The sequence below is a fragment of the Bacillus sp. S4 genome, from assembly GCF_040838205.1.
Classification (GTDB): domain Bacteria; phylum Bacillota; class Bacilli; order Bacillales; family Bacillaceae_G; genus Bacillus_A; species Bacillus_A cereus_U.
In genome coordinates this window covers 1-13,234 of record NZ_JBFPJI010000080.1, presented here as the reverse complement: position 1 = coordinate 13,234, position 13,234 = coordinate 1, and the positions used below count along the sequence as shown (strand labels likewise).

The following is a 13,234-nucleotide window of genomic DNA, read 5'->3' as shown; positions in this document are numbered from 1 at the left end:
ATATTAAAACAAGTTATCATAAGATGTATTACTTTATGAAAATAATGTTAGGTGGGAAATACATGTTAGAACAATTTCATATACACGCTGATTTAAAACAAAAGCTCTCAGCCCTTCACGAAAAAAACAAACAAGAAGCTGGCGAAAATGCACATTTAATTGGAAAGAAAATATATAAAGCATCTGATAACAGCATTATTGAAGATGCCATTACAGCACTTTTACTTGGTAAAAACATTCTATTAAAAGGACCAACTGGTAGTGGTAAAACAGTACTAGCGGAAACTCTTTCTTCTTTATTCCAAAAACCAATGCATAGCATTAACTGTTCTGTCGACTTAGATGTAGAAGGTATTTTAGGATACAACACATTACAAACAAAAGAGGGTGCATCTGAAGTTACATTCGTTAATGGTCCTCTTATGAAGGCAATGAAGAACGGTCATTTCTTATATATTGATGAAATCAATATGGCAAAACCTGAAACATTACCACTTCTTCATGGTGCGTTAGATTACCGTAAAATGATTACAAACCCATTTACACAAGAAGTTGTATACGGTGATGACGAATATCGCGTAATCGCTGCGATTAACGAAGGTTATGTTGGGACAAGTGAACTAAACGAAGCGTTAAAAAACCGTTTCGTTATTATTGAAGTTCCTTACATTCAAGGTGATACATTAAAAGAACTATTACTATCTGAATCAAAATTAAATGATGTTGCAACAATTGAAAAGTTCGTTGCATTCGCAAGCGATCTTATGCCTTTAGCTCGTGATGGACGCGTAAGTGAAGAAGCAGCTAGTATTCGTGGCATTATCGATGCATGTGATTTAGGTGTATATATTCCTGTTATGCGTGCAATTGAACGTAGTATTATCGCAAAATTAAACGATGAAACAGAACAAATGACTGTCCGTGAATTAGCAGAAAGTTATTTCTTTGAGGGATAATTCATGAGACAAATTTTTAGTGACAAAAAAATTGATGCGTCGCTGTTTCTACAAATGGAAAACTTAATGTATGCTCTTCTAAAAGAAGACGATGCCTATCTTGAGTATGGCTATAAAGCATACTACGACGAAATTGAAAAAAAGGTTGTCATTAGTCACTTTTGGGATGATCGAAAAGAAGAGGATACAGTAATCGGATTAAAAAGCGAAGTGTTCTTAAAGGCACTTGGTAATAAACATTACTCGGACATGACTTTAATTCGTTCTTATGCGATTGAATTACAAGAATCGCCTCTAAAAAAGTTTTTAACACAATTATTTGTTCTATTAGAAGATTTACGTGTTGAGGAAATCGTCAAAAATTTACGTCCTGGCACAAAACACATTTTTAAACGCCGAAAAGAAATGTATCGTAATTACTTTGGCTCACAAAATGAAATAAATCGTGTTCGTAACTATCACGGTGACCGTCTATTTTGTCTATGCTATCTTTCATTAACGAGTGATAAATATGAAATGTTTAATAATGAATATTTCGAGCAAATTGAATCAATTTTGCATGAAACATTCCAAGCTCGTAATACGGAAGATATTATGTATATCGTTGAGAAAATTCGCTATCGCTTAGAAGGACTTCTTGAAAGTGATATGGTTAATAATTATTTCGGACATGCCCCGCTTTATTTATCTGTTATTGCAGATGAGAAAGACAGTCGCGCTGAAAAATTAGCAAATGATGATACGCAGCTCCTAGATGACGATGATAACAAAAACAAAATGGATGAAAGCTTCTCGACATGGCACCGTGAAAATAAAAACAATGAAAACGAGAACTTTTTACGCTTTGAATTAGAAAGCGGAACAAAAACAAATATGATGGGTGATACTGCTCGTGAATCAGAAGATGGTGACCAAGCACTTGGTTCTGTACAAGGTACTTCCCAAAAAAGTACACAATCTAACTTTGATGGTGCTGATACAGAGGAAGCAAGAGCGTCTCATGCTTCTAGCCAAAACGACGGTGCATACGGCAAGTATAATGTGGGAGCTTCTCATACATTTAAAGAAGCTCGCAAATCAAATCCTGATGAGAAAAAAGATTACCAAGCTATCAAATCAGTCGTTAATAAAGATGTAAAAGAATTAAAGAAAATCATCGAAAAAACAATTGAAAACAAAACGAATGCAAATAGTGATAAATATTACGGAAGACTTCGTAAGAAATTCCTTCGTATTTATACAGAAAAGCAGCCGCGGATGTTTTATAAAAAAGGACAAGAATCTCAAGAATTAGACGTTGCATTCCAACTATTAGTGGACTGCTCTGGTTCTATGTATAACAAAATGGAAGAAACGAAGAAGAGTGTGGTCCTATTCCATGAAGCTTTAAAATCTTTAAAAATCCCGCACGCTATTAGCGGATTTTGGGAAGATGCTTCTAGTGCTAAACCTGAAGATAAACCGAATGTTATTCATGAAGTTGTTACGTATAAAAACTCAACGTTACCAAATGTCGGTCCAGAAATTATGCAACTTCGCGAAGAAGAAGATAACCGCGACGGGTATATTATTCGCATCGTTTCTGAAAAGCTTGCGAAAAGACCAGAAAAGCATAAATTCTTACTTGTCTTTACAGACGGTGAGCCTTCTGCATTAGACTATCAACAAGACGGTATTTTAGATACACATGAAGCTGTCAAACTCGCTCGTAAAAGTGGTATGGAAGTAATCGGTATCTTCATCGAAGAAGGCGAAGCGAAAGAAGCGACTTATCAACTAATGAAAAACATTTATAACCATCACTTCTTAGTTGCAAATCATGCTGAAGATTTACGCCTGAAGATTAAACCATTGTTGAAGAAACTATTACTGAAGACGATTGAATAGAAAAAACAGGAGCCTTGTCGCTCCTGTTTTTTCTTTCAATCACTTTGTTTCTGGTTGAAACTTGTATGGAATGGATACTTTTAACAATGATTCGAATCCTCCGTCATAGAATGGGAATCGCTCATTTGCAATTTTCCTATCTACCCACTCGATTGCGGAAATTTCTCCTTCATCTTCTGCACTAAGTTCACCTGTTACAACATTTGCTTGGAATGTAAACAATAGCGCATGATTGCCTTGCTTCTCAAAAAACTTCTCATTTATTGCGACAAGTCCACCTGTTACGGTAGTTAAGCCTGTCTCCTCTTTTACTTCCCTTACTAAAGCTTCCTCTAACGTTTCACCTTTTTCAACAGCCCCGCCCGGCAGTGACCAAACGTTTTGTTCTACATTATGTACCATTAATATTTTATCTTTTTCGCTATCGTGTATTAGTGCATATACAACATCAACTCTTTGCATGTTGCTTTTCTCCCTTCCTAAAATAATTAAGAGCCAATTCCTAAGAATCGGCTCTTCCTATTAATTCATCACTAACTCAGCTGCAAGCTTTTTTTTTAACTTCGCAAGCATGTCAGTTGTCATTTTGTCTAAATCGTAGTCTGCTTTAAAGCCCCACTCTTTCATTGCTGCAGTTGCGTCAATAGAGTTTGGCCAGCTATCAGCGATCGTTTGACGAGCTGGGTCTACTGCGTAATCCATTGTAAAGTTCGGGATGTGTTTACGGATTGATGCTGCGATTTGCTCTGGTTCAAAGCTCATTGCTGTAATGTTGAACGCATTTCTATGCACTAGCTTACTTGGATCAGCTTCCATTAATGAAATGATCGCTTGTAAAGCATCAGGCATATACATCATGTCCATGTATGTTCCTTCTGCAATGTATGAGGTGTATGCACCTTTTTTAATCGCCTCATAATAAATTTCAACTGCATAATCAGTTGTTCCGCCTCCTGGAGGAGCTACGTAAGAAATTAAGCCTGGGAAACGTACGCCGCGCGTATCAACACCGAACTTTTGATGATAATAATCACATAGTAATTCTCCTGCTACTTTGTTTACCCCATACATTGTAGTAGGACGTTGAATTGTATCTTGTGGTGTATTATCTTTTGGCGTTGATGGACCAAATGCACCGATAGAACTTGGCGTGAAAAACTTACAGTTTAATTCACGTGCTGCTTCTAATGCATTTACAAGTCCGCCCATATTTAAATTCCAAGCAAATAACGGATTTTTTTCTGCAGTTGCTGAAAGTAAAGCCGCTAAATGAATAATTGTATCTACTTCATTACGCTTTGCAATATCATGTAATTTTTGTCCATCTGTTACATCTAACGTTTCAAATGGACCAGACGTTACCACTTCACTATCTATTTCACGAATATCTGTTGCAATAACATTTGATGCGCCGTATACATCACGAAGTTTCATTACTAGTTCAGAACCAATTTGCCCTAAAGAACCGGTTACTAGAATTTTTTTCATTTTTCCCACTCCTCATTTGCAAGCTATTCACAAGATGTCGTTAATTAAATGATACCCATTTCTTTCCCTACTTTTTCATACTTACGAATTGCTTCATCTAACATTTCTTTCGTATGAGCTGCTGTAGGCATATTTCGAACGCGTCCCATTCCTTTTGCTACGGTTGGGAATACGATAGATTTTGCATATACGCCTTCTTCATTTAGACGTTTACTAAATTCTTGTGTTAATACTTCATCACCAATAATACAAGGTGTAATTGGTGTCTCACTTTCTCCAATGTTAAAGCCAAGTTCTTTTAACCCTTGTTTCAAATAGCGACCATTTTCCCATAAACGATCGTGTAACTCTGTGCTTTCCATTAAAATTTCAATTGATCTCATACAAGCAGCTGCATCAGCTGGTGTTAAAGCTGTTGAGAATAAGAATGGACGTGAACGCACTTTTAACCAATCGATTAAGTTTTGTTTCCCAGCTACATATCCACCAATTACCCCAATTGCTTTTGATAATGTACCGATTTGGAAATCAACTTTATCAGAAAGGCCGAAATGTTTTACAGTACCTGCACCTTTGCCAAGTACCCCTGAACCGTGTGCATCATCTACATATGTCATTAAATCCAGCTCTTCTGCAATTTCAACAATCTCTGGTAATTTTGCAATATCTCCATCCATTGAGAAAACACCGTCTGTAATAACCATTAATTTATTATAAAGACCTGATTCTTTTGCCTCGATTGCTTTTTTGCGTAAATCTTCCATATCAGAATGCTTATAAACGATGATTTTCGCTCTTGATAGACGACTACCATCAATAATAGATGCATGGTTTAATTCATCTGAAAGAATCGCATCATTTTTATCCATAACAGCTGAAATCGCTGCCATATTACAGTTAAATCCTGATTGATAAGCAATTGCTGCTTCTGTATGTTTAAACTTTGCAATTGTTTCTTCTAATTTGATATGCAAATCTAAAGTACCATTAATTGTACGAACAGCTCCTGCTCCAACACCGTACTTATGAATTGCACCAATTGCTGCTTCTTGTAAGCGATTATCAGTCGCTAATCCAAGATAGTTGTTTGAAGATAAGTTAATATATTCTTTTCCGCCAATTGTAATAATCGGTCCATTTGGACTTTCAAGCGGATCAATTACGTTATAAAGCCCCTTTGATTTTAAATCCTCTAAATTTTCTTCTAAAAAGTTTGCAAGTGTTTTACTAGACATTGTGAAGCCTCCCATCGTTCATGTAAGCGAATTATTGTCTTAATAGTTCTAATAATCCCTCTACTAGCTTAACACGTTTTCAGAATTTATTATAGAAAAATAGTTTAAAGAAACCGCTTACAATTTTAGATTATATACGATTCATTACAAGAAATCTATTATTTACTTTTCATATTTGATAGAATGAAAAAAATATTCAAGGGGGCTTCAAACATGGTATTTACAGAATCTGATGTATATAATAACGAATCGTTTTTAGAACAATATATGAAGCGAAGATATCGAGAAAATAGCCCAAACGAAGTACTTGAAAAACCAGCATTCTTTCAGCTCATTGGTGATGTACAAGGAAAACAAATTCTCGATTTAGGTTGTGGTGACGCTAAATTTGGCGAGGAATTATTAGAAAATGGTTGCCACTCTTACACTGGCATTGAAGGCTCCGAGCTCATGTATGAAAAAGCTAGTAAGCACCTAGAAAATAAAAATGGATCTGTTCATTTTATAAACCTCAAAGACTATACCTATCCTCCTTCTACTTTTGATTTAGTAACATCTAGACTCGCCTTACATTATATTGAACATCTTGATATCATTTTTCAAAATGTGTTTCAAACTTTAAAAACAAACGGGACCTTTACCTTTAGCGTTCAACATCCCGTTATTACCTCTTCGTTTGAAAGCTTACAAACAAGTGGTAAAAGAACTAGCTGGCTCGTCGATGATTATTTCAAAACAGGAAAACGAGTTGAGCCGTGGATTGATCAAGAGGTTATTAAATATCATCGGACAACGGAAGAATATTTTACATTATTACAACAAGCCGGATTTACAATTACAAACTTAAAAGAAGCCACACCAAATCGAAACTGTTTTCAGGGAAAAGAAGAATATGAACGTCGCTTACGTATTCCCCTTTTCCTACTATTTTCTTGCGAAAAATAAAAAAAACGATGAATTGCTCATCGTTTTTTTTATTATCTCATCGCCTGAACAGCTTCTTTACGTACACTTCTTCCTCTTCCATGTGGAATACAGAGCGGTGTTCCAAATAACGGATCAGCGCTTATTTGACACTCCATACGGAATACATCACGAACTAACTTTTGATCAACAACTTCTTCTGGTTTACCTTGCGCATATATTTGTTTATCTTGAATAGCTACAATATTGTCTGCATAACGGCATGCCAAGTTCAAATCATGCAATACCATAACAATCGTTCTTTTCTCTGTTTCATTTAATTCGAATAATAAATCTAACACTTCAATTTGGTGAGTCATATCTAAATATGTAGTTGGCTCATCCAGTAAAATAATATCGGTATCTTGTGCAAGGGTCATTGCAATCCAAGCACGTTGACGCTGTCCACCTGAAAGAGCATGAACATCACGCTCAGCAAATTCTGTCATACCCGTTGCCGCAAGCGCTTTTTGTACCATTTCCTCATCTTTTTCGGACCATTGCTTCAGCCATGTTTGATATGGATAACGTCCTTGCTTAACAAGTTGTAATACCGTAAGTCCTTCCGGTGCTTGTGGCCCTTGCGGTAAAATCGCCATTTGACGAGCGATTTGCTTCGTTTGCATACTTTGAATCGCTTGATTATCTAACAAAATGTCACCGGTTGTTGGCTTTAATAATCTAGCTAGTGAACGTAATAAAGTTGATTTCCCACAACCGTTAGAACCGATGAAGATTGTAATTTCCCCTTTTGGAATTTCTAAATTCAGCTCATCAATAATAATTGTTTCACCATACGACAGCGTCAAGCGTTTCGTCTCCAATGCTTTTTGCATATTCATCTCCCTTTATGAATTCCGACTTTTATAAAGTAAATAAATAAAATAAGGTGCACCAATTGCTGATGTAAATACCCCTGCTGGAATTTCAAGTGGTGTGAAAACTGTACGCCCAATTAAATCTGCAGCAAGTACTAAAATTGCACCGATAATCGCCGCAACTGGGAGCAATGCACCGTAGAAAGAGCCAACTAATCTTCGTGAAATATGAGGTGCCATTAAACCGACAAATCCAATTCCTCCTGCGAAAGCGACTGCTCCACCAATTAAAGCTGTACTAAGTAGTAACATGAATACACGTGACTTCGTTAAAGGAACACCGAGTCCTACTGCTATATCATCCCCTAGCTCTTGGGCATTTAAATGTCTAGCCGCTATAAATGATATTACCGTTAAAATGAGAACCCAAGGCGCAAGTACCATAACATTTTGCCATGAAGAACCATAAACAGTACCTGTAATCCATACATTCGCTTGACTCGCTTGATAAATTGGGGCTAACAACATAAATAAAGTCGTTGCCGCTTTCGTTAATGCCCAAAATCCAACACCAATTAAAACAAGACTAATCGGTGATAACCCGTCATTTCTCCATGCAAATAAATATACAAAAAACGCAACAATCGTCGCACCAGCAAAAGCTGCGAGCGGCATATAATGAATGCTTACTGTTAGCGCATTATTTTTATCACTAAATATCGCTAAAAAGAGTACAACTGCAACACTTGCACCACCTGTGATTCCAATGATATCAGGAGAAGCAAGTGGATTTCGAACGAGCCCTTGTAAAATACATCCTGCTACAGCAAGTGCGATTCCTACAAGAATAGCAATTAAAATACGTGGCATACGAAACTTATTTACAACCATATTTGACATCTCATCGCCATTTCCGGTAATCGCTTGCCATACATCATAAGGAGCAATTTTCATATCGCCCATCCCTGCACTGGCAAAAAATAATCCTATTAAAATAGCTAGTAAACTTAATAAGACTAGAATAGCTCGTTTATACATTAAAAACGAGAACCCATCTTTTCCTATACGAAACGGAATATACTTCTTCATTTGCTAAGCCCTCTCTTACGTGCAATATAAATAAAGAATGGGGCTCCGATAAATGCTGTCATAACCCCTACTGGTACTTCTTGTGGCATAATGACATATCTTGCTGCTATATCAGCCAAGATTAGTAGTATTGCACCTAACAAGCCGCTATAGGGTACTCTCCATCTGTGATCAACTCCAACAAGAGATCTAGCAAAATGCGGAGTAACAATTCCAATAAATCCTATTGGGCCAGCAACCGCAACTGAACCACCAGACAACAGTACAATAATAAGTAGTACGAATGATTTCATTAAAATTGTTCGTTGTCCAAGTCCTTTCGCGACGTCTTCTCCCATCATCAATGTATTTACTTTCCCTGCCATCATAAGAGATGCAATCCAACCTACTAATAAATACGGGAATACAGATTGTAAAATTTCTAACTTTCTCCCTTGTACAGATCCAGCAAGCCAAAATAAAACTTCTTCCAGCGCCTTTTCATTTAATACAAGTAACCCTTGTGTTAATGATGAAAACAAAGCACTTATCGCTACACCCGCTAATGTTAACTTGAGCGGGGTTGTCCCTTCTTTTCCTAAAGAACTAGAAGCGAATACTAGTACTGCTGCAACTGTCGTTCCTAAAAAGGCAATCCAAGTGAAAGCTGATAATGATGTAACGGAAAAAATCACAATTGCTACAACTATGAAGAAAGCAGCACCTGAATTTAATCCAATAAAATCTGGAGAAGCAAGTGGGTTCTTTGTTAAAGTTTGCATTAAACAACCCGCTATGGCTAAACTAGCACCAACACTGGCTGCAATTAGTGCCCTTGGTAGACGCACATTTTGAATAATAATATGTTCATTTGAACCATTAAAATGGAAAAAAGCATCTAACGCTAATTTCCAACTCGTATTTGTATATCCGAAAATAATACTTCCCCAAATACAAATAACGACTGCAATGATCCCAACAAATAATCCAATCCATTTTGCTTGATTTGTTTTTAATAACATGCAGCGTTTCCCCTTCAATGTATAATGATACGTTGTTAGTTTATTTCAACTTAATTCGCATTGTCAATAAAACTGATAATCATTTTCAGTGATATATATTGACAACCGAGCAGCAAAGTTTTAATATCATGCTTGCAATTGAAAAATTTTCTCAACATGTAGGGGGTACATAATGAATTTCATGAAAAAGAAATCGTTTACAGTATTTGTATTTCTACTAGCATTTTCACTGCTTTTAAGTGCTTGTGGAAAGTCAAATAACAAAGAAGAAGCAACAAAAGAAGATAATAAAAAAGAAATGATTACGGTTGAACACGCAATGGGTAAAACAGAAGTTCCTGCTAATCCAAAACGTGTCGTTATTTTAACGAATGAAGGAACTGAAGCTTTACTTGAATTAGGTGTGAAACCAGTTGGTGCTGTAAAGTCTTGGACTGGTGATCCGTGGTATCCACATATTAAGGACAAAATGAAAGATGTAAAAGTTGTTGGCGACGAAGGACAAGTTAACGTTGAAACAATTGCTTCTTTAAAACCAGATTTAATTATCGGTAACAAAATGCGTCACGAAAAAGTATATGAGCAACTAAAAGCAATCGCACCTACTGTGTTCTCTGAAACATTACGCGGTGAATGGAAAGATAACTTCAAATTTTATGCGAAAGCATTAAATAAAGAAAAAGAAGGTCAAAAGGTTTTAGCTGATTACGAATCACGTATGAAAGATTTAAAAGGCAAACTTGGCGATAAAGTAAATCAAGAAATTTCTATGGTACGTTTTATGCCTGGTGATGTTCGTATTTATCATGGTGATACATTCTCTGGTGTTATTTTAAAAGAACTTGGATTTAAACGTCCTGGTGATCAAAATAAAAATGATTTTGCAGAACGTAACGTATCTAAAGAGCGTATTTCTGCAATGGATGGTGATGTATTATTCTACTTCACATTCGATAAAGGCAACGAGAAAAAAGGCTCTGAACTAGAAAAAGAATATATAAACGATCCTCTATTTAAAAACTTAAATGCAGTAAAGAATGGAAAAGCATACAAAGTTGACGACGTTATTTGGAATACAGCTGGTGGTGTAATGGCTGCTAACTTACTACTAGATGATATTGAAAAACGCTTTGTTAAATAATTTTATTCTAACCAGCTCCCTCTTTTATGGAGCTGGTTTTTTCATTTCACTGAAGTGTCACATTATTTCATTTTGTATTTTTATTCCCGATATGTTATATTGTAAAAGTAAATATAGTTTATTTTCTCTATATCAGAATAAATATTCTAATCTAAATTTTCTGATTTGTCACTATTTTACTTTCTTTTAGAATTCAATTATTACATTTGAAAACGCTTATTATCTTGTTTTCAGGGAAAAATACGATAACGGTTGAAGAAAAATAGATTTTTTCAGAAATTTTCTTGCTATTTCCATATAATTCTATTGACTTCTAAATATTTTGTGAATTAAAATAATTACATAAATATCCGTTATACAAGATTAGGGGGAAACAAAAATGGATGCAGCTTTAAAATTAGAAAAAGCTGGAGAACAACAATCACCAAAAAAACATCCACCAGGATTATATTTGTTGTTCTTAACAGAAATGTGGGAAAGATTTAGTTATTATGGAATGCGTGGCCTTTTAGTTCTTTATTTAACAACTGCTGCTGTTAGTGGCGGGTTAGGATTTGATAAGGCAGTTGCAGTGCAATTATATGGTACTTTTACAGCGGCAGTATATTTCATGCCAATTATAGGCGGATGGCTAACTGATCATTATATTACAAGACGTCATGCCATTACTCTCGGCGGAATTATTATGGCGATTGGTAACTTTGTACTATTCTCCATGAATACAAAAACAGGACTATTACTTGGATTAGTACTATTAGTTATTGGTAATGGATTCTTTAAACCAAATATTTCTACACTGTTAGGTGAATTGTATGACGAAAATGATTCACGTCGTGACAGTGCATTTACTATCTTCTATATGGGTATTAACGTAGGTGCTTTCTTCGCTCCACTTATTTGTGGATTTTTAGCAGAAGATTTCTTTAAAACAAGCGTTGATGGCGTTATGGTTATGGGATATAAATACGGATTCTTAGCAGCTTGTATCGGTATGATTATTGGCCAAATTGTTTTCAACTTATTAGCTCCTCGCTACCTTGGTACAGCAGGAACAACAGTTGTTGGTAAAAAAACAAAAAATCAATCTGCAACTGAAAAGAAACCTTTAACAAAACAAGAAAAAAATCGCACTTGGGCAATTGTAATTTTAACTTGTTTCGTTGTATTCTTCTGGGCAGGATTTGAACAAGCTGGTAGTTCTTTAACACTTTATACAGATAAATTCGTAGATCGTACAATTTTCGGATGGGAAGTTCCAACATCTTGGTTCCAATCAGTTAACCCAGCATTCATCGTACTACTTGCACCATTCGTATCTATGCTATGGTTAAAACTTTCTAAATCAAAGCGTGGCGATTTAAAAGTACCAACAAAAATGGCATTTGGTATGATTTTACTAGGTATAGGTTACCTTGTTTTAACATTAGCGGTTCTAAAAACTGGAAGTAATGAAGCTGATATAACTGTTAAAGCAAACTTATTATTCATCGTTATCACTTATATGTTCCATACAATTGGCGAACTATTCTTATCACCAATCGGTCTATCAATGGTAAGTGCAATTGCACCTGTTAAATTAGCATCATTACTAATGGGTGTATGGTTAGCTGGTTCAGGTATGGCTAACTGGTTAGCTGGTAAGCTTGCTTCCTTTACACAATCATTAGGCTATCTTGAAGTATTTGCAAGTATCGGTATTATCGTTATCGTCCTAGGATTTGTACTTCTTCTCTGCTCTAAAAAAGTTGCAAGTATGATGGAATAACACAAAAAAGACGCTTCTACAATTAGAAGCGTCTTTTCTATTACATCTCTTCTAAAGCCGTCACATCCACGTGAACGCTCTCTCCTGGATTGGATACGTCATACACTTGAGCACTCCCCTTCTGCTCATCACAGCTCTCAATCCATACGGGGACTCCCTCATATGTAACATCAATTCTACTTGAAGAAGATAATATCTGTTTCACACGTTTTACATCCATTATATTATTCCTCCTTTGGCTTACAACACTCCTTTCTATCTTTTCATATCCCTTCAGAATATATTCCGTCAATTTAGCACTTCAACCGATAGTTTGTTTGTTTCTTTCTCACGCGCTAATATATACGCTCTCAAATCTTCCTATTATTACATCCTTTCCAAATAAAAAAAGACGTATGTTTCACACGTCTTTTTTCCATAATATTCAAAAATTAAGAAAATAATGTTTTTACTACTTCACTTACTTTATCGTTATGAATTTGATAGTACACTTCTAACCCGCGTCTCTCAAAGCGTACTACTTTATTTTGTTTTAATTTCGTTAAATGCTGCGAAACAGTTGATTGCGGAATTTCTAATACCTCTTGTAATTGTGTTACATTACATGTTCCACGCTGCATTAGTTCCATTACTAAACGTAGACGCAATGGATGAGCTAATGCTCTTAACATCTGTACGTCTTCTTCTGAAATACGACAGTCAAATTGGTTTTGGTTCATAAAATTCCCCTCATTTTCGTTTTTTATTTTCTTTATTATTTATTTATATATCTGTTCTTATATTTCCTGTTACGACATAACTTTATCAACCTATAATGCTGAAAAATTTTTCCTCCTTTTATCAGCACACAGTTCAGGAAAAAATCCCTGCTGATTTTGAATATTATACTAT

13 protein-coding genes are annotated in these 13,234 nt (G+C 35.6%); 5 read left to right on the top strand and 8 right to left on the bottom strand.

The window, feature by feature from the left end; translation table 11 throughout:
- Positions 1–62 precede the first annotated feature (62 nt).
- Positions 63–956 carry an ATP-binding protein gene (locus AB3X48_RS10815; RefSeq protein WP_016103517.1) on the top strand — a complete coding sequence of 298 codons (894 nt, stop codon included), beginning with the start codon at positions 63–65 and terminating at the stop codon, positions 954–956.
- A gap of 3 nt (positions 957–959) precedes the next feature.
- The gene (locus AB3X48_RS10810) at positions 960–2,843 is read left to right on the top strand and encodes a vWA domain-containing protein (RefSeq protein ID WP_016103516.1); all 1,884 of its coding nucleotides are present in this window, start codon (positions 960–962) and stop codon (positions 2,841–2,843) included.
- A gap of 39 nt (positions 2,844–2,882) precedes the next feature.
- Here AB3X48_RS10810 and AB3X48_RS10805 read toward each other — a convergent pair whose 3' ends face one another.
- The 3 genes from AB3X48_RS10805 to AB3X48_RS10795 are packed head-to-tail and all read right to left on the bottom strand — an operon-like array spanning position 2,883 to position 5,566.
- Entirely contained in the window at positions 2,883–3,305 is a 423-nt protein-coding gene (locus AB3X48_RS10805) for an NUDIX hydrolase (RefSeq protein ID WP_016103515.1), read from the bottom strand.
- A 60-nt stretch (positions 3,306–3,365) separates the two neighbouring features.
- On the bottom strand, positions 3,366–4,331 hold the full coding sequence (locus AB3X48_RS10800) for an L-threonine 3-dehydrogenase (RefSeq protein ID WP_016103514.1): 966 nt from the start codon (positions 4,329–4,331) through the stop codon (positions 3,366–3,368).
- Positions 4,332–4,375: 44 nt separating this feature from the next.
- Positions 4,376–5,566 carry a glycine C-acetyltransferase gene (locus AB3X48_RS10795; protein WP_000095918.1) on the bottom strand — a complete coding sequence of 397 codons (1,191 nt, stop codon included), beginning with the start codon at positions 5,564–5,566 and terminating at the stop codon, positions 4,376–4,378.
- A gap of 213 nt (positions 5,567–5,779) precedes the next feature.
- On the opposite strand from AB3X48_RS10795, the gene AB3X48_RS10790 reads away from it, so the two are divergent.
- Positions 5,780–6,511: a class I SAM-dependent methyltransferase gene (locus AB3X48_RS10790; RefSeq protein ID WP_016103513.1), complete on the top strand. Its 732-nt coding sequence runs from the start codon at positions 5,780–5,782 to the stop codon at positions 6,509–6,511.
- 32 nt (positions 6,512–6,543) lie between these two features.
- Here AB3X48_RS10790 and fpuD read toward each other — a convergent pair whose 3' ends face one another.
- From fpuD to AB3X48_RS10775, 3 genes are read right to left on the bottom strand one after another with little or no spacing between them, the layout of a single operon-like run.
- Positions 6,544–7,365 (bottom strand): petrobactin ABC transporter ATP-binding protein FpuD, encoded by an 822-nt coding sequence (gene fpuD / locus AB3X48_RS10785; RefSeq protein WP_002114020.1) that lies wholly within the window; start codon positions 7,363–7,365, stop codon positions 6,544–6,546.
- Positions 7,366–7,377: 12 nt separating this feature from the next.
- Positions 7,378–8,436, bottom strand: a complete 1,059-nt coding sequence (locus AB3X48_RS10780) for a FecCD family ABC transporter permease (RefSeq protein ID WP_002114017.1) — start codon at positions 8,434–8,436, stop codon at positions 7,378–7,380.
- Positions 8,433–9,437, bottom strand: coding sequence for a FecCD family ABC transporter permease (locus tag AB3X48_RS10775; protein WP_016103512.1), 1,005 nt, complete (start codon positions 9,435–9,437; stop codon positions 8,433–8,435). The genes AB3X48_RS10780 and AB3X48_RS10775 overlap by 4 nt, the downstream gene beginning before the upstream one ends.
- Before the next feature lie 172 nt (positions 9,438–9,609).
- Here AB3X48_RS10775 and AB3X48_RS10770 point away from each other — a divergent pair, with 172 nt between their 5' ends.
- Both AB3X48_RS10770 and AB3X48_RS10765 read left to right on the top strand, forming a co-directional pair.
- Positions 9,610–10,578, top strand: coding sequence for an ABC transporter substrate-binding protein (locus tag AB3X48_RS10770; protein WP_016103511.1), 969 nt, complete (start codon positions 9,610–9,612; stop codon positions 10,576–10,578).
- 379 nt (positions 10,579–10,957) lie between these two features.
- A complete protein-coding gene (locus tag AB3X48_RS10765; protein ID WP_016103510.1) occupies positions 10,958–12,343 on the top strand; it encodes a peptide MFS transporter in 1,386 nt (461 codons plus the stop codon).
- A gap of 40 nt (positions 12,344–12,383) precedes the next feature.
- Here the strand turns inward: AB3X48_RS10765 and AB3X48_RS10760 are convergent, their stop codons facing one another.
- Complete coding sequence (locus AB3X48_RS10760) at positions 12,384–12,563, bottom strand: acid-soluble spore protein H (protein WP_002010492.1); 180 nt, start codon at positions 12,561–12,563, stop codon at positions 12,384–12,386.
- 211 nt (positions 12,564–12,774) lie between these two features.
- Positions 12,775–13,062, bottom strand: a complete 288-nt coding sequence (locus AB3X48_RS10755; protein WP_001075217.1) for an ArsR/SmtB family transcription factor — start codon at positions 13,060–13,062, stop codon at positions 12,775–12,777.
- Positions 13,063–13,234 lie beyond the last annotated feature (172 nt).